The sequence below is a fragment of the Candidatus Manganitrophaceae bacterium genome, assembly GCA_016200325.1.
GTDB lineage: Bacteria > Nitrospirota > Nitrospiria > SBBL01 > Manganitrophaceae > Manganitrophus.
The window spans coordinates 167880-193722 of record JACQEZ010000008.1 but is presented as its reverse complement, the minus strand read 5'-3'; the positions used below and the strand labels follow the sequence as shown (position 1 = coordinate 193722).

The window sequence follows — 25843 nt, the reverse complement described above, 5'->3', positions numbered from 1 at the left end:
ATGTCGGCGTGTGATATATCAGTGCCTTCTTACACCACCCCTTTATCATACATACGGAGATCAGGAAAAAATGCGACCGGCAGAGGAACCCCATCGGATCGATTCCTCTTTGTCAGCGGAGGAGACGCGGCTTCGGGTGTTGCAGGAATACCGGGTGCTCGATACGGGACCCGAGGCCCGTTTTGATGAGATCACCCATCTTGCCTCCCGCATCTGCGGCGCTCCGATCGCGCTGATGAGCTTGGTCGATGCCGAGCGCCTCTTTTTTAAATCGCATGTCGGCCTCGACGTTCAGGAGGCCCCCTTTCCGCACGCCTTCTGCGGGCAGGCGATCAAGCAACGCGGCGTCTTCATGGTCCCCGACGCTCACAACGACGAGCGCTTCGCGACCCATCCCCTCGTCCTTCAACCGCCGCACATTCGGTTTTATGCCGCCGCCCCGCTCATCTCGCCGAACGGCGTTGCGGTCGGGACGCTCTGCGTCATCGACCATGTCCCCCGTTCTTTAGACGTCGATCAGCGCCTGGCGCTGGAGGTGCTCGCCCGGCAGATCATCGTTCAACTGGAACAAAGGCGGGCGATCAGCCGGCTCGAGGAGAGCCTCGCGACCATCAAGACGCTGCAGGGGCTCCTGTCGATCTGCGCCTGGTGCAAGAAGATCCGCCAGGAGGACGGCTATTGGGAGCAGCTGGAGGATTACCTCTTGAAGCATTCAGACGCCAAACTCTCCCACAGCATCTGCCCCGAATGCCGCACCACCGTCCGTCCCGACGACCCCGGCGAATAAACCGATCCGATGACCTCTTTCATCGCACTCCTGCGCGGGATCAACGTCTCCGGACAAAAGCAAATCCGGATGGCCGATCTGCTGAAGCGCTTTAAGGCGTTGGGATTCGAAGACGCTCGGAATTATCTGCAAAGCGGAAACGTCGTCTTCCGCAGCCGTCGAAGCAATGTAAAGAAGCTCGCCTCCGCCATCCAAGCCGACATCGCCGAGGCGTTCGGACATCAGGTGGATGTCCTCGTCCTGTCGGCGGGGGAGCTGAACCGCATCGCCGCTTCCAATCCGCTCCCGAAGTTAGGTCGAAAAGAAACACTGTTCCACGCAACCTTCCTCTTTCAGCCTATCTTGAAGACTGATTTTGAAAAGCTCGTCCTCCCAGCGCAGGAAGGGGAGCGGGCGGTGTTGATCGATCAGGTGGTGTTCCTTTACTGTCCGCATGGCTATGGGAGAACGAAGCTGAATAATGCTTTTTTCGAAAGAAAGTTGGGAGTGCCTGCGACGACGCGGAATTGGCGGACGGTGTTGGCGTTGCGAGATCTTTGTGAGGAACGATGAGCTCCTTTTTCAAATCGTATGCCAGTGATGGTCGTTACTCCTGAAGAAGAGCATGCGGAAAGGCGAAAATCGGCGATTCATCATTGATAGCCCTCAATGGTCGAGCTCTCGTCTACTTACTTGAAGCGACGATTCTCTTCAGTCTTCGATTACACCATTCGAACTCCATCGCTATTACGATTTAGAGGAGCCTACCTGAAACATAACAATAACCTCTTGACATTCCTCTCCCATCGCACTAGAATAACCTCAATTCCCTTTAAACCGGTCCGGTGAGGCTGGTAAGGATTCGGATGACGACTTATAGCGACTTCATAAGAGCCTTCTTTCGGTCAGCGCGGCCGGAAGAAGGTTTTTTTGTACCTGGAGGCCGGCAATGGAACGGGTGATTCTCAACTCGGTCGAGATCTTTCGGGCGCTGACCCGGATCGCGCACGAGATCGTCGAGAGAAACAAAGGGTCGAAGGAGATCGTCCTCGTCGGCATTCGGACCGGCGGCGTCTTTCTCGCCCAGCGGCTGGCCAAAAAGATTCAAGAGATCGAAGGGGAGACGGTGCCGATCGGCGAGCTCGACATCACCCTCTACCGCGACGACCTTGCGACCCGCAAAGAATCTCCCGTCCTCAGGAAGACCCACATTCCGTTCGACCTCAACGGCCGCCGGATTATCCTGGTCGATGACGTTCTCTTCACCGGCCGGACGATTCGCGCGGCGATGGATGGGTTGATGGACCTCGGCCGGCCGCGGCAGATTCAGCTGGCGGTGCTGATCGACCGGGGACACCGCGAGCTGCCGATCCGGGCCGACTACGTCGGGAAGAACCTGCCGACCGGCTTCGACGAAAAAGTTGAAGTGCTCCTTGAAGAAGCCGGAGAGGAGGATCGGATCCTCTTGAGACGGCTGTCGGATGTCGGCGTTCAAGGGGCGGAGACGTAACCGGATCACACGCCTGAGGCGACGATGGGACTGAAGCGAAAAGACATTTTGGCGGTGGCCGAATTGGAGCGGGAGGAGATCGATCTGATTCTCCAAACGGCAGAGTCTTTTAAAGAGGTCTCCACCCGCGAAATCAAAAAGGTGCCGACCCTCCGGGGAAAGACAGTGGTCAACCTTTTTTTCGAGCCGAGCACCCGGACGCGAACCTCGTTCGAGCTGGCGGCCAAGCGGCTCTCCGCCGACGTGATCAACATCTCGACCTCTTCGAGCAGCGTGGTGAAGGGGGAGACGCTCCTCGACACGGCGCGCAACATCGAAGCGATGCAGTCGGACATCCTGATTCTCCGCCATGCGTCGTCGGGCGCGCCGTATATTCTCGCCCGGGCGTTGCGAAGCGCCGTGATCAACGCCGGCGACGGCGCGCACGAGCACCCGAGCCAGGGGCTGCTCGATCTTTTTACGATCAAAGAGAAGAAGGGGACGATTGCGGGGCTGAAGGTCGTGATCGTCGGCGACATCCTCCACAGCCGGGTCGCCCACTCCGACATTCATGGACTGAAGAAGCTCGGCGCGGAGGTCCATCTCGCCGGTCCGCCGACGATGATCCCGCGCGGAATAGAACAGTGGGGGGTGAAGGTCCACTACCGTCTGGAAGAAGCGATCGCCGGGGCCGACGTGATCATCCTCCTGAGGCTGCAATTGGAACGACAGGGAAAAGGATATTTCCCGACGCTGCGCGAGTATGCGCGGCTGTATGGGTTGGACAGCAAAAAATTGGCGCTCGCCAACGGCGGCGTCTTGGTAATGCATCCCGGCCCGATCAATCGGGGGGTGGAGGTGACCTCGGAGGTGGCCGACGGCCTCTCCTCCGTAATCTTAGACCAGGTGACGAATGGACTGGCCGTCCGGATGGCATTGCTCTTTTTACTCTCCGGGGAGAAACAATGACCGAGCGGATTTTGATTCAGGGGGGGCGGATCCTCGATCCGGCGCACGGCCGCGACGCAGTCGGCGATCTCTTGATCGAAGAGGGGGTGGTCCGGGAGATCGGCCCGAAGCTCGCAATCAAAGGGGCGGTCACGCGGATCGATGCCGCGGGCAAGCTCGTGGTGCCGGGACTGATCGATCTCCACAGTCATCTGCGCGAGCCGGGGTTCGAATACAAAGAGACGGTGGCGAGCGGGACGGCGGCCGCGGCGGCGGGCGGGTTTACTTCAATCTGCTGCATGCCGAATACCAATCCGGTCAACGACAACCAGTCGGTCACCGAGTTTATTTTAGAGCGGGCGAAGGCGGAGGGAAAAGTTCATGTCCTTCCGGTCGGCGCGATCACGAAGGGGTCAAAAGGGGAGGAGCTCGCCGAGATCGGGGAGCTGGTCTCCGCCGGCTGTGTCGCCATCTCCGACGACGGCCGCCCGGTGATGAACAGTGAATTAATGCGCCGGGCGATGGAGTATGCGAAGATCTTCGATATCCCGGTGATCGATCATTGCGAAGACCTGAACCTCTCGGCCGGCGGGGTGATGTTCGAAGGGGAGGTCTCGACGGCGCTCGGGCTCAAGGGAATTCCGGCGGCATCGGAGACGGTGATGGTCGCGCGGGATATCGCCCTGGCGGAGCTGACCGGGGCACGGGTCCACCTCGCCCACATCAGCTGCGGCGGCTCGGTCCATCTTATCCGGGAGGCGAAGCGGCGTGGGATCGCGGTGACGGCGGAGACCTGCCCGCACTATTTTACTCTGACCGACGACCGGGTCCGCGGCTTCGACGCGAACGCGAAGATGAAGCCGCCGCTCGCCACGCGGCGCGATCTCGAAGAGGTCCGGGCCGGATTGGCCGACGGGACGATCGACGCGATTGCCACCGACCATGCCCCGCACGCGGCGCAGGAGAAGGAGTGCGAGATCGACCATGCGCCGTTCGGGATCATCGGGCTCGAGACGGCGTTCGCCCTCTCGCTGATGTTGGTGGAAGAAGGCGTCCTGTCATTACAAGACTTAATTCGAAAGCTGACCGAGAGTCCGGCGCGGATCATCGGGAAGAAAATCGGGCGGCTCGGCGTCGGCGATACCGCCGACGTGACGGTGATCGATCCCGCCGCGGAGTGGAGCGTCGATGTCGGCTCCTTTAAATCGAAGAGCAAGAACTCTCCCTTCCTCGGCTGGAAGCTGAAGGGCCGGATCGCCGGAATCGTCGTGGCCGGAAAGTGGACCCCCTCTGCGGAAGCGGCCGGCGCGGGCAAAGAGCCGGGGAAAACTTCATGAGCCGGGCGATTCTCCTCCTGGAAGATGGAACGGCTTTCGTCGGCCGGTCGTTCGGCGCCGACGGAGAGGCGGTCGGCGAGGTGGTCTTCAACACCAGCATGAGCGGTTATCAGGAGATCCTTACCGACCCTTCCTACAAAGGGCAGATCGTCACGATGACCTATCCGCTGATCGGCAACGTCGGAGTCAACCCCGACGATGTCGAATCGCCGCGGCCGTGGCTGGAAGGGTTCATCGTCAAAGAGTACTCCGGCTTTCCAAGCAACTGGCGGGCGACGGAACCGCTCGACCGGCTTTTGCAACGAAGCGGGATCGTCGCCATTCAAGGACTCGACACCCGCGCCCTCACCCGGAAGCTCCGCGATCGGGGGGCGATGCAAGGGATTCTTTCAACGGAAGCGTTTGACACGGCGCAGCTTTTGAAGAAATTAAAAGCGCAGCCGCCCCTGGTAGGCCAAGACCTGGTCCGGCAGGTCACCTGTGCGGAGGCCTATCCCTGGAAAGAAGGGGCCTGGCAAGAACCGGTTGTCCCGGCGCGTTACCATGTCGTCGCGTATGACTTCGGGATCAAACAGAATATTCTCCGGCGGCTGACGCAGGCGGGATGCCGGGTGACGGTCATTCCGGCCGAGACGTCGGCCGAAAAAGTACTGTCGATGAATCCCGACGGCGTCCTCCTCTCCAACGGGCCGGGAGATCCCGAAGCGGTCTCCTACGCGATCCGGAACACGGAGAAGCTGATCGGGAAAAAGCCGCTCTTCGGAATCTGTCTCGGCCATCAGATTCTCGGGCTGGCGCTCGGGGGGAAATGCAGGAAGCTCAAGTTCGGCCATCACGGCGGCAATCAGCCGATCATGGACCTGGTGACCCGTCAAGTCCAGATCACCGCCGAGAACCACGGCTTTGCGGTCGATATTCAATCGATCGAAAAAGAGGTCGAGCTGACCCATGTCAACCTGAACGACAACACGGTCGAGGGGATGCGCCATCGGACCCTCCCGGTCTTTTCGGTTCAATACCATCCGGAAGCATCGCCGGGACCGCGCGATGCCCATTTTCTCTTTAAGCGGTTTATCGATTCATTCGAAGTTCAAAGCGGTTGATCCACATCCAGGAGGGGCGATGAGGGCGAAATTCTCTGTGAGGCTGTTGGCGGCGTTGACCGGTTGGCTCGCCTGCGTGATGATGTCGGGTTGTATCTATAATATTTCTCTCCTTCCGCAGACGGGGCCGCTGGAGGAGAAGGTGGTCGAGGGGAGCGGCGAGAACAAAGTCCTTCTCCTCGATATCACCGGAATGATCTCCGAGGAAAAGGTCGACGGCCTGGTGGAGAAGCCCGATATGGTCTCCCGAATTAAAGAGGAGCTGAAGAAGGCGGAGTCGGACAAATCGGTGAAGGCGGTCGTCCTCCGGATCAACAGCCCGGGGGGAACGGTGACTGCATCCGACATCATCTATCACGAGATCCAGCGGTTCAAAGAGCGGACCGGCCGGAAGGTCGTCGCCTCGATCGTCGATATCGGCGCCTCCGGCGGATATTACATCGCCATGTCGGCCGACCAGGTGGTCGCCCATCCGACGGCGGTCACCGGAAGCATCGGCGTAATCATGCTTCATGTGAATCTTCAGGGGCTGATGGAGAAGGTCGGCGTCGAGGCCGATTCAATCAAGTCGGGCGCGCACAAAGATATGGGGATCCCGACCAAGCCGCTCGCGCCGGAAGACCGCGAGATCTTGCAGGCGATGATCAACGACATGTACAGTCGGTTCTTGGAAGTGGTCGGCCAGGGACGGAAGGGGCTCGCGGCCGACCGGATTAAAACGCTCGCCGACGGCCGGATCTACACCGCGACCCAGGCCAAAGAGGCGGGCCTGGTTGACCAGATCGGCTATCTCGATCAGGCGATCGACCTGGCGAAGTCGGAGGCGGGGATTCAGCAGGCCAAGGTGATCCTCTACAGCCGGCCGAACGAGCATACCAATAACATCTACTCGCAGGCGATGCAGGGAGAGGCGAATCCTCTCTCCGCCTGGGGGGTCGATCCCAAACGGCTGCTCCAAGGACAAGGAAACTCGGCGAAGTTTTTATATCTCTGGATGCCTTAAGCGACGGATGGCGGACAAAATAAAACCGGACAAAATCAAAATCGTCGGAAAACGACAGCCGCGAGAGACCCAAACGGAGCAGGATTATAACGTCTTGTTGAAGACCCTGGCGGCGCTGAGTGGGAACCGCATCTGTCCAAAAGGAGTCTATCGTTTCAGAACGCATGAGGAAGCAGATCAATGGATGGTCCGGATGATCGCGAAGGCTTCAGTAGAAACCCAACGATAGAGGATTGGAAGCAACTTTGTAAATCGTTGAATGAGATAAGTGTTCGGTATGTGCTCATCGGCGGGTTTGCCATCGCACATCACGAACGAGTCTTTTGGAAGAGAAATTGAAACAGTCAAAAAACAAAAAGAGCTAAAGGGAGCAATGCCGAAGCGAACCGACATTCACAAGATTCTTTTGATCGGCTCCGGGCCGATCGTCATCGGGCAGGCGTGCGAATTTGACTACTCCGGGACGCAGGCGTGCAAGGCGCTGCGGGAGGAGGGGTATCAGGTCGTCCTGGTCAACAGCAACCCGGCGACGATCATGACCGATCCCGACGTCGCCGACCGGACCTACGTCGAGCCGATCACCGTCGAGGTGTTGAAGGAGATCATCGCGCGCGAGCGGCCCGATGCGCTCCTGCCGACGATGGGGGGACAGACGGCGCTCAACATGGCGGTCGCCCTCTACGAGCGGGGGATTCTGGAGCGGTTCGGCGTCGAGCTGATCGGGGCGAAGTACGAGTCGATCAAGCGGGCCGAAGACCGGGAGGCGTTCAAGCGGGTGATCGAAGCGGCCGGCCTGGAATATCCGAAGAGCGGCCGCGCCCGCAACCGGGAAGAAGCGCTCGCGATCGTGGAAGAGACCGGCTTTCCGGCGATCATCCGCTCTTCGTTCACGATGGGCGGCGCGGGGGGGAGCATCGCCTACAACCGCGAGGAGTTTGAGACGCGGGTCGAGGCCGGTCTCTCGAGCAGCCCGATCCATGAGGTGTTGATTGAACAATCCGTTTTGGGATGGAAGGAGTTCGAGCTCGAGGTGATGCGCGACAAGCGGGACAATGTCGTCATCGTCTGCTCGATCGAGAATTTCGACCCGATGGGGGTCCATACCGGCGACTCGATCACCGTCGCGCCGGCCCAGACGCTGACCGACAAAGAGTATCAGCGGATGCGGGACGCGTCGATCCGGATCATCCGGGGCGTCGGCGTCGACACCGGCGGATCGAACATCCAATTCGCGCTCAACCCGGAAAATGGCGAGATGCGGGTGATCGAGATGAACCCGCGCGTCTCCCGCAGCTCGGCGCTCGCCTCGAAAGCGACCGGCTTTCCGATCGCGAAGATCGCCGCCAAGCTCTCGGTCGGCCTGACGTTGGATGAAATTCGAAACGACATCACCCGGGTGACGCCGGCGTCGTTCGAGCCGACCCTCGACTATGTCGTGGTGAAGATTCCCCGGTTTGCCTTCGAGAAATTTCCGAACGCCGATCCGACCCTGACCCTTCAGATGAAGTCGGTCGGCGAGGTGATGGCGATCGGCCGGAATTTCAAAGAGGCGCTATTGAAAGCATTCCGATCGCTGGAGATCAAGCGGGAGGGATTCGAGCCGCACCACCGGGCGTTGGAAGACGACGGGGGGCGCTTGAAAGAGATGCTCGCCCGTCCGACGTTCAATCGGATCTGGCAGATCGCCGACGCGCTCCGGCTCGGTCTCCCGATCGATGAGATCCATCAGATTACCAAGATCGATCCCTGGTTTCTCGATCAGATTCGACAGGTGATTGCCTTCGAGGAGGAGCTGAAGAAGCTCAACCATGGCTCGCCGCTCGATCGGGAGGTGATCCGGCTGGCCAAGGAGACCGGATACTCCGATAAGCGGATCGGCCAACTCGTCGGCCTCTCGGAGGCGGAGATCCGCGCTTACCGCCAGAAAGAAGGGGTGATGCCGGTCTACAAGCGGGTCGATACCTGCGGGGCCGAGTTCGAAGCGTACACCCCCTATTTTTACTCGACCTATGAGCGGGAGTGCGAGGCGGCGCCGACCGACCGAAAGAAGGTGGTCATCCTCGGAAGCGGCCCGAACCGGATCGGGCAGGGAATCGAATTCGATTACTGCTGCGTTCATGCGGTCGCGGCGCTGAAAGAGATCGGCTATGAGAGCATCATGGTCAACTGCAACCCGGAGACGGTCAGCACCGATTACGATACCTCCGATCGGCTCTACTTCGAGCCGCTGACGTTGGAGGATGTGCTCCATATCATCTGGCGCGAGGGAGCCGAAGGGGTCGTTGTCCAGTTCGGCGGCCAGACGCCGTTGAAGCTGGCGGTGCCGCTGGAGCGGGAAGGGGTCCGGATCTTGGGAACCTCGTCCGACGCGATCGACCGGGCCGAAGACCGGGAGCGGTTCAAGGCGCTGCTGGAAAAACTCGGATTGAAGCAGCCGCAGAGTGGATTGGCCCGCTCCTATCCCGAAGCGCTCCGCGCGGCCGGAGAGATCGGCTATCCGGTGATGGTCCGGCCTTCCTATGTGCTCGGCGGTCGGGCGATGGAGGTGATTTATGATCAGGAGAGCCTGCAGCGGTATATGACGAACGCGGTCAAGGCCTCTCCGCAACATCCGGTGCTGATCGACAAATATCTCGAAGATGCGGTCGAGATCGACGTCGATGCGGTCGGCGACGGCCAAGAGGTCTTCATCGGCGGGATCATGGAGCATATCGAAGAGGCGGGGGTCCATTCGGGCGATTCGGCCTGCTCCCTTCCGCCGTTCTCGTTGAGCGAGTCGATTTTAAAGACGATTCGGGAGCAGACGGTCCTCCTCGCCGAGGAGCTCGGGGTGATCGGGCTGATGAACGTCCAATTTGCGGTCAAAGACGGCGAGGTCTATATTCTGGAGGTCAATCCGCGCGGCTCCCGCACGATCCCGTTCGTCAGCAAAACGATCGGATTGCCGCTGGCGAAGATCGCGATGAAGGCGGTCCTCGGGAAATCGCTCCGGGAGCAGGGGGTCTTTCAGGCGCGGCCGATCACCCACATCGCCGTGAAAGAAGCGGTCTTCCCCTTCAAGCGGCTGAACGCCGATTCGATCTTAGGACCCGAAATGAAATCGACCGGGGAGGTGATGGGGATCGACCACGATTTCGGCCGGGCATTCGCCAAGGCGGAGGCGGGGGCGGAGAACTTTCTTCCGACCGCCGGAAAGGTCTTCATCAGCGTCAAGGACAAAGACAAGCCGGCGATTTTAGCGTCGGCGCAGCGGCTGGCGGAGTTGGGGTTCAGCCTCATCGCCACGGCGGGAACGGCGGCCTATTTGAGCGAGCGGGGTTTAACGGTCGAGAAGGTCTATAAGGTCAACGAAGGACGACCCCATGTGGTCGATGTTTTAAAGAACCGAGAGATTCATCTGGTGATCAACACTGTCGGCGATAAACTGTCGCAGACCGATTCGTATTCGATCCGTCAGACGGTGTTGTTGAACGGCATTCCCTACTTCACGACGATTGCGGGGGCGAGAGCGGCGGTCCGCGGGATTGAATCACTCTTGAAGGAGGGGATGGCGGTGAAAACGCTCCAGGAGTATCATGCAGAAATGGGAGGAAAAAAGTGAAAGTACCGATGACCCAAAGAGGGTATGAGCTGATTCGAGAAGAGCTCGACCGGCTCAAGCGCGTGGAGCGCCCCCATGTCATCTCCTTGATTGCAGAGGCGCGGGCGCACGGCGATCTTTCCGAAAACGCGGAGTACGCGGCGGCCAAGGAGAAGCAGAGTTTTGTCGAGGGACGGATCCGGGAGCTGGAAGACAAGCTGGCCAATGCGGAGGTGATCGACACGACGGGCCTCTCGACCGAAAAAGTCGTCTTCGGGGTGACCGTGACGATCATGGACCTTCAGAACGACGAAGAGAAGAAGTATACGATCGTCGGCCAAGACGAGGCCGATCTGAAAGAGGGAAAGATCTCGGTTCAATCGCCGGTCGGAAAAGCGCTGATCGGAAAGCGGGTCGGCGATTCGGTCTCGATCGTGACCCCTTCCAAGACGGTCGAATACGAAATTCTCAAAATTACATTTGAATGACGCGAGGCGAGGAATGCGGGCGTGCGGGGTGAGGGATGCCGGATAAAAAAAAACGCGCTCCTCATTCCGCAATCCGCAATCCGAACTCCGAAATTTCGAGCGCCGCTCCCACCATCACCCTCACCACCGATTTTGGCTCAAGCGATTATTTCGTCGGAAGCGTCAAAGGGGTCTTGCTGCGGCACGATCCCTCCCTCCGGCTCGTCGACATCACCCATGAGATTGCCCCTCAAGATCTGATCAGCGCCGCGTTCATTCTGAAAGAGATCTCGCTCTATTTTCCCGCAAAAACGGTCCACCTCGCCGTGGTCGATCCCGGGGTCGGCACCGACCGGCGGCGGCTGATCGCCGCCGAGCGGGATCAGCTCTACGTCGCCCCCGACAACGGCCTCCTCACCTATATTCTCCAGCGGGTGGGGTGCCGGGTCTTTTCGGTCGAGGAGGCGCATCTTCCGCTCAAGAAGAGTCCGACCTTCGCAGGCCGCGACCAATTTGCCCCGATCGCGGCCCGGTTGGCGGCCGGTGTCTCCCAGGAGCGGCTCGGACGGAAGATCGACGATCCGGTATTAATGAACGGGCTCTCCCCCCGGCGGGAGGGGACGCAGGTCGTCGGAAAAATTGTCTACTTCGACCGGTTCGGGAACGCCATCACCAATCTCACCGCCGACCATCTTGACCGCACCGCCGATCCGGACGCGCTTCTTCTCCGTCTCAAAGGGAAGCGGCTTGCCGGATTGAAACGCCATTATGCGGAGGGGAAGCGGGGGGCCGGCAATCTGATTATCAACAGCTCGGGTCACCTGGAGCTCTTCGTTCCGGGAGGGAGTGCGCGAGACCTCCTTAAACTTCATCTATTGGATGAGGTTTTTGTTGAAGCGCAAAAACCGGTCCATTGAATCGGCTGAATCGGCTGAATCGGCTGGAATAACTGGGAATAAGCGGGGAATAAGCCATGGGATTTCTTTTTTTATTTTTGTTGGGGATTTCGGCCATCATTCTGCTGGCGCGGTTTGGCTCCAAGGCGAGCCGCCGGGGCCAGACGGCGATGCCTCCGCAGAATGGAAAGGAGCGGTCGGGGTATGACCGTGGAAAAGGGCAGGACGAGCGGGCCAGACAGTTCCAAGAGGCGCTGATCTCGCTCCTCCTCAAAAAGGAGATAATCACCGAAGCGGAGCTGCTGGCGGAGGTCGAGATGCTTCGGAAAGAGGAGGAATTGCCGTAGTCTTCCTCCGGGAAGAGGAGGGCCGTTGTATCCGGAAATTGTCTCCCGATTGTCTCCCAATTTTCTTGCAGTGGTGATCCGTGGTTTTAGAAGGTCATCTATTTGTAGTAGAATAGACCCACAGGGACTAGACCCGTCGATCCTTCTAACCTGGAGATGTTAATGAGAGAGCCCTCCCGCCGTTTGTCGACCGGCATCGCCGGCCTGGATGAGATCCTCTTTGGCGGGCTGACCCCGGCCCGAACCTACCTGGTGAGCGGTCAGCCGGGCACCGGCAAAACAATCCTCGGCCTCCATTTCCTCGGCGCCGGCGCCGTCAATGGGGAAAAAGCGTTGCTGATCACCCTGGGGGAAGCGGAGGCGCAGATCCGTAAAAATGCGGAGACGCTGGGGCTCGATCTGACCGGGATTTCCTTTCTCGATTTGAGCCCGTCGATGGCGTTTTTCTCTGAAGTAAAAACCTATGACATCTTCTCCGCGGCCGACGTCGAGCGAGAGCCGACGACCCGGAAGATTATTGAGAAGATGGAGGAACTCAATCCGCAGCGGATTTTGATCGACTCGATGACCCAATTCCGCTACCTCTCCCCCGATCCCTTTCAGTTCCGAAAGCAGGTCCTCTCCTTTCTTCAGTTTCTGACCTCCCGAAAAGGGACGGTTCTCTTCACCTCCGAAGGGACGGCGTCTGCGCCGGATGACGATCTGGAATTCATGTGCGATGGCGCCATCCACCTTGTACTCTCCGATTCACAGCGGATCGTCCGCATTACCAAGTTTCGCGGATCGGATTTCTTGGGAGGCGATCACACGATGCGGCTGACCGATCATGGAATGGCCATCTCGCCGCGCCTGATTCCCGAATCTCACCAGAAAGAATTTGTCGCCGAATCGATCTCCTCGGGCGTGCCCCAGCTCGACACCCTTCTTCATGGCGGCCTGGAGCGAGGGACGATCAGCGTTTTCACCGGCCCGAGCGGGGTCGGCAAAACGACCCTCGGCGTTCAGTTCATGAAGGCGGCGGCGGCCCGGGGTGAGCGCTCCGTGATCTATCTATTCGAGGAAGGGATGGAGACCCTGCTCCATCGCTCCGCGTTGATCAAGGTGCCGATCCAAGAGATGATCCAGCGGGGAACCCTTTCGGTCGTTCAGGTCGAGCCGCTTCAGTTTGCCCCGGATGAATTCGCCTCGATGGTTCGCGCGGAGGTCGAAGCGCAAAATACCCGGATCGTCATGATCGACGGGGTGACCGGCTATCAGCTTTCGGTCCGGGGCGGAGACCTCATCCGGCATCTCCATTCTCTTTGCCGGTATCTGAAGAACATGGGGGTGACGGTCATTCTGATCAATGAAACCGAAGAGATTACCGGGGACTTTAAAGCGACCGAGGTCGGCATCAGCTACCTGGCCGATAATTTGGTTTTCCTCCGCTACCTGGAGCTGCACGGGGAGCTGCGGAAGACGATCGGCGTGTTGAAGAAGCGGCTGACCGATTTCGAGAAGACCCTTCGGGAGATTGAAATTACCGGCGACGGGGTGAAGGTCGGCCGGCCGTTGACCGAGCTGCGGGGCATCCTCAGAGGGATCCCCGAATGGGTCTCCCCGCCTAAAACCCAGTGAACCGCGTCGGACCCTAAACGTAGTGATATGAACCGTATCTTGCTTCTGATCGACCATAAGGAAAATCGCCGGCTGTTGGCGGAATGGCTGGAGCCGCGCCACCCGGTGGTTGTCGCTGATTCCGAAGCGGCGCTCGGCCAACCCTTTGACCTCGGCATCGTCGACGGCCCGGCCCTCCATCGCTGGGTCAAAGAAATCCAATCGAGGAGAGAGGCCGATCGTCCCCGATTTCTTCCGTTCCTCCTGATCGTTCCGAGACACGATGTCGGCCTCTTCAAACAGCACCTCTGGGAAAGTATAGACGAGTTGATTATCAATCCGGTGGACAAGGTGGAACTGCAGGTGCGGGTCGATGTATTGCTCCGTTCGCGACAGTTCTCCTCCGAGCTGAAGGTTCGCAACGATGAGCTGGAGACCTACGCTCAAGCGCTGACGCACGACCTGCGGGCGCCGGTGCGTGTAATCTCGAGCTTTGCAAAATTATTAATCAATGAACAGCCGGAGAAGCTCAATGCGCGCGGACAGCATCAGCTCGAGCGCATTTACTCCGTTGCCGAGCAGGCATGGGAGTTAATCGATTCACTCCTGGCATTTTCCCGGCTGGGACAGAAGAAAATCGCCCTCCGCAGCGTCCGCCTCGCCTCTTTGGTGGAAAGCTGTTTGAGGAACGTGGAGGAGGAGGTCGAAGCGGCGAAGGGGGAGGTCCGCGTCGAGGGAGATCTTCCCGCCGTCCAGGCCGACCCGACCCTGCTGAAAGCGGCGTTGACCAACCTCCTCTCGAATGCCGTTAAATATGTCGCCCCCGGAACCCGGCCCCGGGTGACCCTCTCCGCCTCCGTGCGCGTCGGAATTTGCCGGATCGAAATTCAGGACAATGGCATCGGGATTTCATCCGAAAATCTGGGTCGGATTTTTTCTCCTTTCGTCCGTCTGCATAGCATCGAGGAATATCCCGGATTTGGTCTGGGCCTGTCGACGGTTCAAAAGGTGATTGAAATCATGGGCGGTCGGGTGGGGGCCGATTCGTCCGAGGGGATCGGAAGCCGGTTTTGGATTGAGCTTGAAGTGGCCGAGCCGCAGGAGCGGCGGGAGGCGCGTTGAAGTTTCTGATCGTCGACGACAATCCGGATGATCGCGAGCTGATTATTCAGGAATTGAAGAAAGAGTATCCCGCATCGATTTATACCGAAGCCTTTCGAAAAAAAGATTTTGACGATGCGATCGCCCGGGGCGGCTTCGACCTGGTTTTCACCGACTATCGGCTCAACTGGACCGACGGGCTCTGGGTCCTCTCCCAATTCAAGGAGCGTCATCCTCACCTCCCCGTCATCATGGTGACCGACACCGGGAATGAAGAGATCGCCGTGAAGGGGATGAAGGCGGGGCTCAGCGATTATGTCCTGAAGAAATATCTCTTCCAGCTCTCTTTGTCGGTGAAGGAGACGCTGGAGAAGGAGCGGTTGCGGACGGAATACGAGGCCGCCCAGCGCGCGCTGTGGGAGGCGCATTCCCAATTGGAAAGCCGGGTGGAAGCGCGAACCGCCGAACTCCTCGGGGCCAATCAGCAGCTGAAACAAAAAACGATCGAGGCGGAGGAGGCGAATCAAACGAAGTCGTATTTTCTCTCCGCCGTCTCGCATGAGCTGCGGACCCCGCTCAATGCCATTATCGGCTACACCCAGCTGTTGCTTGACGGGGTGTACGGTCCGGTGGCCGACACGCAGAAGGAGCCGCTGGAAGGGGTTTTCAAAAATGCGAGAGATCAGTTGAAGCTGGTCGACGACCTGCTCGATCTCACCAAAATCGAATCTCGAAAAATGCCGGTCAACATTGAAGTCGTCGATCTTCCGGAGCTGCTGGAAGATGTTCATATCGGGATACGGCCGCTGTTCGAGAAGAAGTCGCTCTCGGTTGCGTGGGAAATTGAAGAGGGCCTTCCGATGATAGAATCGGACCCTTACAAAATCCGGCAGATCATCACGAATCTTCTCTCCAACGCCCTGAAGTTTACGGAGAGCGGTGGGGTGACGATCTCCATCCGGAGGCGGCTGCGGAATGAAGGGATTGAAATCGTCGTCCAAGACACCGGCATCGGCATTCCTCCGAATCAATTTTCAAGAATCTTCGACGCGTTTCATCAGGTCGATCGAACGACGACGCGGGAGTTCGGCGGGGTGGGGCTGGGGCTGGCGATCGTGAAGGAGCTCGTCTCCTTGTTGAAGGGAGAGATTGCCGTCGAGAGTGTCTTCGGAAAGGGGACGACCTTTATCGTTTTGCTCCCGCACCGGATCTCACAGGCGGAGGTGAGCAGCTGATCAAACGGATAAAGACGGCGCTAACGGGTGATCCAGAAGTGTTTGTAGAGGTAGGTTTTACTTTTGGGGCCGATGAAGGCGACCTGGTCGTGCATCCCGATGATCGTCCCGCCGTAAGCGATTTCGACCTGGCTGTTTTTCTGAACGAAGAGAATCCGCATGTCCTCCGGCAACGCCCACTCCCGAAGCGGTTTTCCGATCCAAGGAAATTGCTCCGAGACGGTCACCTGTTGGAAAACGAGGTCGGATTGGGCGAGCAGCTGCTCGAAGAGATGGACCGGCTCATCGACGGCGGTGTGCGCTTCGAGAATCGTCAGCTCCGCTTGAAGCGCTTCGATCTCTTTCCCGAGAAGGGCGAGCTCGGTCTCCTTCGACAGAAGATCGAGATCGGTCACGCCGGCCTCTAGCTTTCGATAAATCTTCTCACCGAGCGTCGCCTGGCTCTGCCGGATCTGCTGTTCCAGGTCGGCCATCGCCAAGGACGTTTTGACCGTCTCCACCCGTTGGTGAACCCGCTCGGCGATGGCGACCGTCGCCTCCTGAACCCCCATCGCTGCCAACGCAAGATCGCGCTTGATCCGCCGCCAACTTCCCATCCCGGTTCTCTCCCCTATTTGAAAAAACGGTTTATTCTAGCACGGATGGCGCGGAATGGACAAATCGGATTCGGGCGCGTTTGAGGCGATACCGAGGCGATACAGTAGAGGGTTATTTCGGGAACGGGACGCGGGCCGGTCTTCGTTATCTTTCAATCTGGAGCTCATTGAGTTCCAGCGCGGTCAGGCCGAAGATTTCCGCGTCGGGATGTTCGACCAGCGCTTTTTTGATCGCCTCGATCTTTCTCCGGTGCTTCCCTTGCGTGCTGACGAAAAGAACCATCTTGGATGTTTCGACCCTCACGAATCCCAATTCCATCACGATGCGTGTCTTCATTCGCCTCCCTCCTTGGCGGCCATCGGCCGTCGTATGCCCGTCTGGTGAATTTATCATGAAAGGCAGGAGCTGTAAATACTTAATTGCATTATTTCTATTCAGCGTATCCCGACAAAAAGGGGAGGGCTTCAAGAAGAGGGGAGGCCCACCCTCTGTTTCAATCGCAGCCCGATCTCTCCTTGGGTACGCTTCTCCGCATGATCGACATGATCCGGGGCACGATCCGGCCGGAACGCCGCTTTTGCCGGCGTTGCGTTGAACTCCGCAGAGTATTTCATCGATTGTAATAGGGAAGCGCTTTCTATAAAATCCAAGGCGGCTCTCTTCAGGATTGAACTGAATAAGAGGTGAAGGGTGGACGTTGCCTCATAAAATCTTAGTGGTCGATGAGATGGTCGACATGCTCGAAATTATCGCGGCGATCGTTCAGAGCGCCGGATATACCGTCATCACGGCGAAAGAGGGCTCGGAAGTCCTTCGGAATGCCGAGCGAGATATCCCCTCCTTGATCGTGGTGGATGTCTTTCATTCGAGAAGAGATTGGAGTGCCGTCTTCGAGGCGCTCGGCAAAAATCCAATCACCAAAGACATTCCTATTTTAATACTGACCGAAAAGGTCGGCTCTTTTCAGCCTGAGCAAGGCTTTCCCCTCTCCGCGAGTGATTATTTAACGAAACCGCTCAGCCCGGAGGGGCTCCTTCAAAAAATCAAAACGCACCTTCCTGCCATTGAAATGTAGTCTTTGACCTTTCCTCCTTTCGTATTCCCTTTGCTCCTGCGTCGGTCGGTCCGCCGATTTTATCCGCCTGAACTTGCCGATTCAAAAAACTCTGGTATAAATGACTCTGCCGCCCCCACTTAACCCAATGGAGATACATCGATGGAATCTGTGTCTGGTGGACTGACGAAGAGAGAGAAGGAAGTGCTTCAACTCGTGGCAGAGGGCTTAACCGATCAGCAGCTGGCCGAGAAGTTTTGTCTGTCGATCGATGCGGTCCAAATGCACCGTGTCGAGATCATGAACAAGCTCGCCCTGCGGCATAGCGGACAGCTGGTCCACTATGCCGTTCAAAAGGGCTATCTGAATTTTGAAGGAACGTTCAGTTAATCGTCGTCTCACCGCCATTCGCCTCTCGACAAAGAAAAGAATTTCCGCGCTCGGATCCCGATAAATCCAGCCTGTCTCATCTGTAAAAATCTTGTATCATCAGCGCCTCTTTTTAAAATTCATCCAACCTCCCCCTTCGCTTCGAGGTCGGGGATGGATTGGATGAATAAAGAGAGAAAGCCGATCTCCGACGGTCAGTGAACCGCGCCCGACGAGGATTCGGTTATCATTGCGTTACCCGTGTACGTTGAATGACAGATAGCCGATCTTCATTGTGTTAGCATTCCGTCTGGTTGCGTATCGACCTCCTTTTTTGAGGCAACCTTTATGGCGGACGCCGCTTCGTATATCTAAACATCTAAAGCGTTTATTTAACTCTAATTATGGTTGCAAGTAGAAAGGCTTCGGTGTGATATGACGCTTTATAACCCTCATATGGAGGCCGATATCGGCTCCGCGATCCCCAAGATATTGGCGGTCGATGACAATGCAGATACCGTTACGATCCTTTCCAGCATCCTGGAAAGGGCGGGGTATGCGGTTATCTCCGCAAGGAGCGGCGCAGAGGCGATTGAGCTTGCTGAGCGAGAGTTGCCTGCGCTGGTTTTACTCGATTTAATCCTTCCAGATAGAAATGGTCTAGACATTCTCGAGGCGATTAAAAAGATCGCCCCTTTAAAGAATGTCCCCATTTTAGTCGTGAGCGCGATGTCGGATAAATATTCCAAGGAACGATCGTATTCCCTCGGCGTCCGCGAATATTTGACGAAACCGATCTACCCTTCAGATCTCTTGAATCGGGTGAGGGAGCATCTTCCCAGGGGGAATAAAGCGGCCTGTTAAGACAACCGAACTTTATCGCAAGGGGCCGATCGGCTTCTTTTTCTGTAAAGAAGGCGCCGGATTCCTATATTGTTTATTCTGAAGCGTTACCCTGTTCGTTTGACAACCTCCTCCCGTGCCGACTCAGGCTCTTGTATGAAGCGCCAATTATGATTGCGAACGGAAAGGCTTCCGGTATATGATTGCTATGATAAGCATTCATTGAGGTCAATACCGGTGGCCGTCCCCAAGATCCTCGCAGTCGATGACGATGCAGATACCATTACGATCCTTTCGGCCGTTTTGGAAGAAGGGGGGTATCTTGTTGTTCCGGCAAGAAGCGGCGCGGAGGCGATTGAGCGCGCAAAGCGAGAGGCGCCTGCGCTGGTGATCCTCGATTTAATCCTTCCGGACAGAAATGGCCTAAACGTTCTCGAAACGCTCAAAAACCTCGCAAGCATGAAGAACGTCCCGGTTTTAATCGTCAGCGCCATGCCGGACAAACTTTTGATCGAGCGGTCCTATGCTTTGGGTGTTTGCCAATATCTGATTAAACCTGTATACCCATTAGAAATATTAGAGCATGTGAGAAAACATCTTTCAAGGTCCAGTAAGGCGCCCTCCCTTCGTATCGTCTGATTGTTCTTTCAGAAACCCGTTCTAATGCGATAAAGTATATTCATTTATCCATCATCCGCTCTATTTCAAATCACCGATATATCTGACCACATCGCCCGGCCGGTTGTCGCTGACGCCTTTCTTTTTTGACATTGAGAGAATCGAAAGCGCAGGCATCCCCTGCGCCGGACTATCCTTCCAAGGAAGGGAGTGAGCGGAATTAAAAAGAGTCCCGGCAAGGAGGGTAGGGTGCCTTTCAAAAGGGCCGACGAGACGTAATAGGAAGCCTACGAGAAGCGAACACAACTAAGCGGCTGATCTGGAGGGAGGGTTTTTAAGATAAGTCTTAATTTTGGTAAGAAGCTCCGGTGGGGAAAGTGGCTTCGGCACCACTTCCACCGCGCCGCACTCGGAAGCGAGTTGCTGTAAGGCCCCGTCGCGGCGAATGCCTGAGCTGACAATCAGGACGATCACGGAACTCAAGGCAGGGGTATTTTTAATCCTCCGACAGACCTCCCACCCATTGAGGCTTGGCATCATGATGTCCAGGACAACGAGGTTGGGCGGGTATTTGTCGATCCACTCCAGCGCCTCTTCCCCATCTCTCGCGATCGCGACTTCATAACCGTTTCTCAAGAGAACCTGTGAGTAAAGCTTCAGGGTATCTTCATGGTCATCGACGATTAAAATACTGCGCGCCGTCTCTCTCATCTCTAAGCTCAGGGGGATCTAGTCGTATTATACATAAATAACCAGTTGGTATGCTAGCAGAGTTACTTCAGAAGCTCAAAATTGAGCGGAGATTTGTGCTGCTTCTAAACTCAAAATTATTCCTTGCAACATCTTTCAGTTCGGCCCAACGGGCCACCGCTTTACTGAGACACGGTGACGCGAAAGAGTACTGTTTGCCTGCGATGGTCCCGGTGATCGTGTATGTCATGGTTTCCTCCCTTTTAAAATTCATCCAACCGCCCCCCTCGCTTCGAGGTCGGGGGGTGGATTGGATGAATAAAAGGGGAAAGCTGGCATACTGATAGATCGGGAATGCTGGCGGCGTGACCGCTTTTCGGGGCGCGCTGTCAGCTCTCTCGGATACCTTAGTTTCATTGGCTTTATTCTTTTCTTTTAAAATAGAAAATGTTAATTTGGGAAAATTTAATAAATTATTGGGAAGAGGGGGTTTTGATGGAGTTCGATGAGATATGGTCGGATCTGAGCTCACTCGAAACTTTCGATCCGGCGGTTTTTATCGGTGATAATGAGACACCACAATACGTCTGTAATTTAATATTGGCTCTGGCGCTTGTTTTAAATGATCTTCGCGATACAATTTATGTGCAGGCTTTTTTAGATGATCGTTTAAAGGATCTTACTGCAGTCTCACAAAAAAGGGGACAGCTTTGTGGATTGGACACGGTTATTACGCGAATTTTGGCGGGGGTCATCGATGAACTTCTTAGGTTGATAAGGAAGAATAAAAACATAATAAATCACCCTGCGTTTGCGAAGCTGGTAAATAAAATTAGCTCGAAAGGAAGGGCTTCCTGGAATTCGTTAAAAAAGGCTGCTTATGAGTCTGCTCACGGTAAAAATTCCAGTGATCCTCTTGTGAAAGCTCTTTGGACGATACGTAATAAGCTGGCCTTTCATTACGATGCAGGTGAATTATTTATTGGTTATAGCAAGTTTTTTGTTTCAGGCAAAGAACCTTATATATCCCGGGTTAGTGCTGGTGGTAAATTGCTTAGGCAGTTTAGATTTTACTTTGCAGATGCTGCCGCACAAAAGTATATAAAAGAGATTACGGACAGTGAGCCAATAGTCGAAGACTTTTTTTCTGGACGGCCGAGTTTACTTGATGATGTAATTCAGGCTCTTTATGATTTGGTGGTTGCTTTTCCGGCAAGTCGCGGTTTTGCGTGGAGGGCTCATACTGAATTATAGGGGTTCAATTTGACTAATCTGGAGAGAATCTTTCATAAATTCGTGGGGTAAGATTGTAAATCTCATCTCGGACTTTAGTTAATTTCTTCTGGTATAGCCATTTGGGAAGGCTTTTAAGGATTGCCCGGCGCTCAGCATTGCCGCATTTCGCTTTCCAGTGGAGCTGCCGGGCGATTCCTGTCACGTGGTCCAATATTCCCATAAAGTACCCCGCGAGACGCTTATTCAGGCGGAGTGTCACAGTAATAGTTGCTCCGTGATCTTCAACACCTAAGAGTTCTAACATGTTGAAAAGTATATCAGCGAGGGTCGATTCCTAAGCGTTTTATTAGATGACGAATCCACGGCGGACTGTGACAAGTAACGTCTGATAATACATATTATGTTAAGTACGATAAGCCAAATAGAAGAGAGCGATGCGGATCAGCTTTAATAGCGGATGGTTTTATTCTGTCGGTTTGTTTTTTCCGGACAACTTGTCTGTTAGCTCGCGGACCTTGGCGTGGTAGCGTGGGTCATTTAGGCCCATCTCGTCATAGGCTTCGAGATCTCTGAACAGCTCGTCGATCTTGGCCTCGATCTCCTTGAGCGTGGTAGGATCTTTTACGATCTTCGACATCATGTCGGTGGCGACCAGCCGCATCGAGTCGACCCGCGTGCGGCTGCTGCACTCGGCCGCCTTTTCCAGCAGCAGCAACTCAACCATTCGGGTGGTAATCCAGTCGCCGTCATCCCGAAATTTGAGACGGTCCATGTTTCCATCCAGCCAGTCGGTAAAGAGCTGTTGGAGCCGATAAGCCTTCTCTCCAAAGGTTCTCGGGATGCCCCGTTCTTTCCACGGTTCCGCTGCTTCGGTCGCCTTCTTTTTTCCCATTCGTTGTCTCCTCCGTTCAGAGCCTTACATGACTACTAGGGAATATCTCACAATGAAATATCTAAATCAAGTCACCGATGAATCAATGTGAAAGAAGATCCGTTGGGGGTGTAGTTCCATTTGGTCAGGTCGATCTTTCTTTCCCGGTCCGATTTCAGGAAGTTTTCCGCGACGAGTTGCTGAAGGGAATCGGGATATCGGTGGTGTTTCAAGTAGTAGAGATCGACCGCGAAGAAAAGGGTGTCACGTTCTAATCCGGTGCGAAGGGCGTAGATCTCCGCGAGCGGCCGCAGCGCGCTTGAGACCGAAAGGTAGACGGAGCGTGAAAAGAAGATCGATGCGGCGATCAGGGCGGCGCCGGCGATCGTGTTTGAAAAAATGCGGATCGCTTGCTGCTGCCGGGAGAGCTCTTTGAACGAAAGCGATTTTCCTTTCCTTGTTTGCCCTTTTTGCGGCGCCTCTTTGAGGGTGACTTTTCCTTCGGCGAGGAGGTCGCAGAGCCCTTTATAAACCGGAAACGCGCCCGCTTGTGAATGATCGATAACTTGTTGAACGGTCCGTTTCCCATCAATCCAGGGAAGCAGCCAGGCCCCTTCGGATTCCTCTTCACTTGAGCTGGAGAGCTCTCCCATCGATTCGAACGAGTCTTCATTTTTCTCTTCGACGGTGTCGACCGGAGCCGCTTCGACCGGAGCGGTCTCGATTTTTTCGAAGACCATCTCTCGGGAGGAGATTTTCCTTTTCAGCATCGGCCATTCGTCGATGCGGCGCACCCCTTCCATCAAGACGAATTCGGTGCCGAGCGGCGCAACGAATTTCGCGTCGAAAGCGGTCTTCTCCGGTTCAAATTTATAGCTGCCGGTCTTCCACTCGAAGAGCTCGAAGACCGACTCTTCCATGAGGGTTCGGTTTAATTTCTTGAGGTCGTCCGGGGCGATCTTTCCGACCTCGGAGAGAATTTGGATGAACGGCCGCTTGGTTTTTTTCTGCTCCTTCAAAACGGTTTTTAGCTTTTCGGCGCCGATTTTTTCCGCCTTGATCAGCAGGTCGGCGAGACGGGCATCATTGTCCCCGTTTCCCGCGGCGATGATTTCTCCTTGCTTAAATTCGATGGAGAGGGAGGTTTTCTCATGCGTCAGCATCAGAATCCCCTCTTTCTTCTGGAGGACGATCATCTGAAAGATCTCAGGGAGTCCAAACTCTTCGATCGATCCTTCTAAAGCCATGTCTGTTTGCTCCAGATACGGAGAAGATCGAGGGTCGAGAGGGCATAGAGGATAAAGAGCGCGAGGGGAACGCCGATCGATCTCGCCCCGTCCAGATGCCACTGCGTCGATGAGAAGAGGATTTCACCGAGCCAAAGGTAGCTGACGACAAAATAGAAAAGGAGGAGGAAAATAAAACCGGTCCCCGCTTTTTTCATCACCAGATGGCCGCCCCCCGGAAGGAGAAAAAACGGAAAGAGCCGGCGCTGAACCTTCTTCTCTTCCCCTTCCAAGAGGGCGAGGTCGCTCTTCTTAATCGATTTGAATTGTGTCCCGCACTGTCCGCAGACCCGATAACTCAGGACGGTTCTCTGACAGCGGCTGCAGAGCGCCTTCCGGCAGATGACGCAGAAGGAGGCGTTGTAAAGACCGCCGAGCAAGAAGGGAGAAAGGGCGAGGATCAACAGCCAGCAGAGGGCGATCAGCGGCGATCTCTTGAGCGGAAGGTCGCCCGCCATCCCCTGCCAGATTTTCTCGGCCGCGGAGAGATGGGCCGCATTCGGAATCACCGTCTCCCGCCAGAGCGCCCGCGGGTCGAATCGCTCGTCGATCAAGGGGAGGGTCGGAAAGAGGACGCTCTTCCGCGTATATTCCTCCACCTTGCCGGCATCGAGTCCTTTTGCAACGTTGTATTCCTTCGTCCCCTCCTCAAAGGAGAGCATCTCGCGATAAGCGAGGCTCATGTTGTAGTGGGCAGAGACGAGCCCCGGCGATGCGGCGATCGCCTGTTTATAATAGGAAACCGCCTTCGGATATTCTTTCCGGTAGAAGGCGAGGTTGCCGAGATTGTTCAACGCGAGGACCGAGCCGGGACGCTCGACGAGAATTTTCTGATAGAGCAATTCCGCCGGGCCGTAATCCCCTTCCTGGGTGTGATAGGCGGCGTCGACCACGGTGCCGCGCCCGTCCGTCCGCGCCACGTCGAGCCGGGGGGGAGACCAGAAAAAATCCCGCTGTTGGTATCGAATCAATTCGTTGAACGGCAGGTCGCTCTTCGCCGTAAAAAAAGTAAAGAGAAAGGGAAGACTCCAGGTGAGCGTTCCGAGGACGGCGAGCAGCGCCAGCGCCGCCACCTTTTCGGAGCGGCTGTAGAAGCCCCAGAAGAGAAGGAAAGAGAACAAGACAAACCAGAAGATCGACAGCCCCAAAAGAAAAGGGACGACCAGAATCGCGACGAAAATAAACCAGGCGAAAAGGGGATGAAAATAGCCGCGCGATCCCTCACAAATGCGATGGATCCAAAGGGGACTGTAGGTAAAAAGAGAGTACAAAATAAAGGTGAGCAGATTGAGCAAGAGCGCCGAGAGGACCAAAACCAGCGCCGTCCCGACGACGGCATGCGCAAACCAGAAATCAAGCGCCCCCAGCCTCAACGCCGCGAGGTAGTGTTTCACCACGCCCGGCAGGTCGGTCTTGTTTTTATCCCAAGCGAGGCGCGACAAAAAGAACTGCGGGAGGGGGGAGTCGGGCGAGAACTCCACCGCCATTTCCCCCAGGCGCTCGGCGTCGGAGAGGCGTCCCTCCCCCATCGCCTCCTCCGCTTTGAGCAGAAGGTAGCCTGCGGCCAGGTCGGAGCGCTCAATGCCGTGATCGGTCTTAAACGCAGGGAGCTGCCGGGCCTCCAGCAACGATTCGAATGAAACCGCCGGCGCCGCCTTCGGCGCGACCGTTGCTTCGGCCTCCGGCGCGGGCGGCGCCGGAGCGGGCGCCTCCGATGAAGCGGCCGGTGCGGCCGGGGTCGGCTCTTCCGCAAACGCCGGGTGCCCGAGCGCGACCCAGAGGGTCGTCACGAGGACGAGAAGAAACTGAATTTTATTTTTCATCGACGATGGGCCTGTTTTTCCTGTCCGGAAAGGAGCCGCTGAATGTTCTCCTTATGACGAATATACACCAAAATTGAAATTATGGAGGAGAAGAGGATGAATTTTGTATCGGGTTTAAAGAGGTAGGCCAAGAGAGGAAGGGCGCCGAAGGCCGACAAAGCCCCCACGGAAGAATACCGGGTCAGCCATGCCGCGGCGATCCAGATGACGAGCGCGCTCAATGCGATGATGGGAGAGAGCCCTAAAAAAACGCCGAAGCTCGTCGCAACCCCCTTTCCCCCTTTGAACTTGAGAAAGAGGGGAAAAATATGGCCGACGATCGCCGCAAAGCCGACGAAGAGGAGCGCCTCTTCCGGCAGGCCGAGAAGCCGGGCGCCGACGACCGGCAGAAGCCCTTTGAGAAGGTCGCCGAGTAAGGTGAGGGCGGCGGCTTTTTTCCCCGCCACCCGCATGACGTTGGTCGCCCCGATGTTCTTGCTCCCCCCCTTTCGGGGGTCGATTCCTTCGGTCGATCTGGAGACGATCAGCCCGACCGGGACCGACCCGAGGAGATACGCGGCGATGATCGATCCGAGGGCGAGCATGCGT

Annotated in this window: 27 protein-coding genes; 20 read left to right on the top strand and 7 right to left on the bottom strand. The window is 56.4% G+C overall.

What is annotated here, in order from left to right; genetic code table 11:
- The first annotated feature begins 70 nt into the window (after window positions 1-70).
- The 15 genes from HY282_06720 to HY282_06650 all read left to right on the top strand — a co-directional run bounded on the left by HY282_06720 (window position 71) and on the right by HY282_06650 (window position 15868).
- Complete coding sequence (locus tag HY282_06720; protein ID MBI3803439.1) at window positions 71-787, top strand: GAF domain-containing protein; 717 nt, start codon at window positions 71-73, stop codon at window positions 785-787.
- 9 nt (window positions 788-796) lie between these two features.
- A complete protein-coding gene (locus HY282_06715) occupies window positions 797-1339 on the top strand; it encodes a DUF1697 domain-containing protein (GenBank protein ID MBI3803438.1) in 543 nt (180 codons plus the stop codon).
- A 376-nt stretch (window positions 1340-1715) separates the two neighbouring features.
- Window positions 1716-2276, top strand: coding sequence for a bifunctional pyr operon transcriptional regulator/uracil phosphoribosyltransferase PyrR (gene pyrR, locus HY282_06710; GenBank protein ID MBI3803437.1), 561 nt, complete (start codon window positions 1716-1718; stop codon window positions 2274-2276).
- A gap of 24 nt (window positions 2277-2300) precedes the next feature.
- Window positions 2301-3224, top strand: coding sequence for an aspartate carbamoyltransferase catalytic subunit (locus HY282_06705; protein ID MBI3803436.1), 924 nt, complete (start codon window positions 2301-2303; stop codon window positions 3222-3224).
- The gene (locus tag HY282_06700; protein MBI3803435.1) at window positions 3221-4540 is read left to right on the top strand and encodes a dihydroorotase; all 1320 of its coding nucleotides are present in this window, start codon (window positions 3221-3223) and stop codon (window positions 4538-4540) included. Before HY282_06705 ends, HY282_06700 begins: the two co-directional genes overlap by 4 nt.
- The gene (gene carA / locus HY282_06695; GenBank protein ID MBI3803434.1) at window positions 4537-5643 is read left to right on the top strand and encodes a glutamine-hydrolyzing carbamoyl-phosphate synthase small subunit; all 1107 of its coding nucleotides are present in this window, start codon (window positions 4537-4539) and stop codon (window positions 5641-5643) included. Before HY282_06700 ends, carA begins: the two co-directional genes overlap by 4 nt.
- A 19-nt stretch (window positions 5644-5662) precedes the next feature.
- Complete coding sequence (sppA, locus tag HY282_06690) at window positions 5663-6646, top strand: signal peptide peptidase SppA (GenBank protein ID MBI3803433.1); 984 nt, start codon at window positions 5663-5665, stop codon at window positions 6644-6646.
- 7 nt (window positions 6647-6653) lie between these two features.
- Window positions 6654-6875, top strand: a complete 222-nt coding sequence (locus HY282_06685; GenBank protein ID MBI3803432.1) for a hypothetical protein — start codon at window positions 6654-6656, stop codon at window positions 6873-6875.
- Between the two features lie 144 nt (window positions 6876-7019).
- Complete coding sequence (gene carB / locus HY282_06680) at window positions 7020-10247, top strand: carbamoyl-phosphate synthase large subunit (GenBank protein MBI3803431.1); 3228 nt, start codon at window positions 7020-7022, stop codon at window positions 10245-10247.
- Between the two features lie 8 nt (window positions 10248-10255).
- Entirely contained in the window at window positions 10256-10714 is a 459-nt protein-coding gene (gene greA, locus HY282_06675) for a transcription elongation factor GreA (GenBank protein ID MBI3803430.1), read from the top strand.
- A gap of 35 nt (window positions 10715-10749) precedes the next feature.
- On the top strand, window positions 10750-11610 hold the full coding sequence (locus HY282_06670; GenBank protein MBI3803429.1) for an SAM-dependent chlorinase/fluorinase: 861 nt from the start codon (window positions 10750-10752) through the stop codon (window positions 11608-11610).
- Window positions 11611-11666: 56 nt separating this feature from the next.
- Entirely contained in the window at window positions 11667-11936 is a 270-nt protein-coding gene (locus HY282_06665) for a hypothetical protein (protein ID MBI3803428.1), read from the top strand.
- A 162-nt stretch (window positions 11937-12098) separates the two neighbouring features.
- The gene (locus tag HY282_06660; GenBank protein ID MBI3803427.1) at window positions 12099-13553 is read left to right on the top strand and encodes an AAA family ATPase; all 1455 of its coding nucleotides are present in this window, start codon (window positions 12099-12101) and stop codon (window positions 13551-13553) included.
- A gap of 27 nt (window positions 13554-13580) precedes the next feature.
- A complete protein-coding gene (locus HY282_06655; GenBank protein ID MBI3803426.1) occupies window positions 13581-14654 on the top strand; it encodes a hypothetical protein in 1074 nt (357 codons plus the stop codon).
- The gene (locus HY282_06650; protein ID MBI3803425.1) at window positions 14651-15868 is read left to right on the top strand and encodes a hybrid sensor histidine kinase/response regulator; all 1218 of its coding nucleotides are present in this window, start codon (window positions 14651-14653) and stop codon (window positions 15866-15868) included. Before HY282_06655 ends, HY282_06650 begins: the two co-directional genes overlap by 4 nt.
- Window positions 15869-15888: 20 nt before the next feature.
- Here the strand turns inward: HY282_06650 and HY282_06645 are convergent, their stop codons facing one another.
- Both HY282_06645 and HY282_06640 read right to left on the bottom strand, forming a co-directional pair.
- Window positions 15889-16464 (bottom strand): TrkA C-terminal domain-containing protein, encoded by a 576-nt coding sequence (locus HY282_06645; GenBank protein MBI3803424.1) that lies wholly within the window; start codon window positions 16462-16464, stop codon window positions 15889-15891.
- Between the two features lie 145 nt (window positions 16465-16609).
- Window positions 16610-16801, bottom strand: a complete 192-nt coding sequence (locus tag HY282_06640) for a hypothetical protein (protein MBI3803423.1) — start codon at window positions 16799-16801, stop codon at window positions 16610-16612.
- A 361-nt stretch (window positions 16802-17162) separates the two neighbouring features.
- Here HY282_06640 and HY282_06635 point away from each other — a divergent pair, with 361 nt between their 5' ends.
- The 4 genes from HY282_06635 to HY282_06620 all read left to right on the top strand — a co-directional run bounded on the left by HY282_06635 (window position 17163) and on the right by HY282_06620 (window position 19370).
- A complete protein-coding gene (locus HY282_06635; protein ID MBI3803422.1) occupies window positions 17163-17540 on the top strand; it encodes a response regulator in 378 nt (125 codons plus the stop codon).
- Window positions 17541-17681: 141 nt separating this feature from the next.
- Entirely contained in the window at window positions 17682-17909 is a 228-nt protein-coding gene (locus tag HY282_06630) for a helix-turn-helix transcriptional regulator (GenBank protein ID MBI3803421.1), read from the top strand.
- Between the two features lie 414 nt (window positions 17910-18323).
- Complete coding sequence (locus HY282_06625) at window positions 18324-18752, top strand: response regulator (protein ID MBI3803420.1); 429 nt, start codon at window positions 18324-18326, stop codon at window positions 18750-18752.
- Between the two features lie 216 nt (window positions 18753-18968).
- On the top strand, window positions 18969-19370 hold the full coding sequence (locus HY282_06620) for a response regulator (protein MBI3803419.1): 402 nt from the start codon (window positions 18969-18971) through the stop codon (window positions 19368-19370).
- A gap of 285 nt (window positions 19371-19655) precedes the next feature.
- Here HY282_06620 and HY282_06615 read toward each other — a convergent pair whose 3' ends face one another.
- Window positions 19656-20060, bottom strand: a complete 405-nt coding sequence (locus tag HY282_06615) for a response regulator (protein MBI3803418.1) — start codon at window positions 20058-20060, stop codon at window positions 19656-19658.
- A gap of 474 nt (window positions 20061-20534) precedes the next feature.
- Between HY282_06615 and HY282_06610 the strand changes: the two genes are divergently transcribed.
- Window positions 20535-21293, top strand: coding sequence for a hypothetical protein (locus tag HY282_06610; protein MBI3803417.1), 759 nt, complete (start codon window positions 20535-20537; stop codon window positions 21291-21293).
- 445 nt (window positions 21294-21738) lie between these two features.
- Here HY282_06610 and HY282_06605 read toward each other — a convergent pair whose 3' ends face one another.
- From HY282_06605 to plsY, 4 genes are all read right to left on the bottom strand, one after another.
- Window positions 21739-22167, bottom strand: a complete 429-nt coding sequence (locus tag HY282_06605; protein MBI3803416.1) for a hypothetical protein — start codon at window positions 22165-22167, stop codon at window positions 21739-21741.
- Window positions 22168-22238: 71 nt separating this feature from the next.
- Entirely contained in the window at window positions 22239-23393 is a 1155-nt protein-coding gene (locus HY282_06600; GenBank protein ID MBI3803415.1) for a DUF4388 domain-containing protein, read from the bottom strand.
- Window positions 23384-25255, bottom strand: a complete 1872-nt coding sequence (locus tag HY282_06595; protein ID MBI3803414.1) for a tetratricopeptide repeat protein — start codon at window positions 25253-25255, stop codon at window positions 23384-23386. Before HY282_06595 ends, HY282_06600 begins: the two co-directional genes overlap by 10 nt.
- Entirely contained in the window at window positions 25252-25839 is a 588-nt protein-coding gene (plsY, locus tag HY282_06590; protein MBI3803413.1) for a glycerol-3-phosphate 1-O-acyltransferase PlsY, read from the bottom strand. The genes HY282_06595 and plsY overlap by 4 nt, the downstream gene beginning before the upstream one ends.
- Between the last annotated feature and the right edge of the window lie 4 nt (window positions 25840-25843).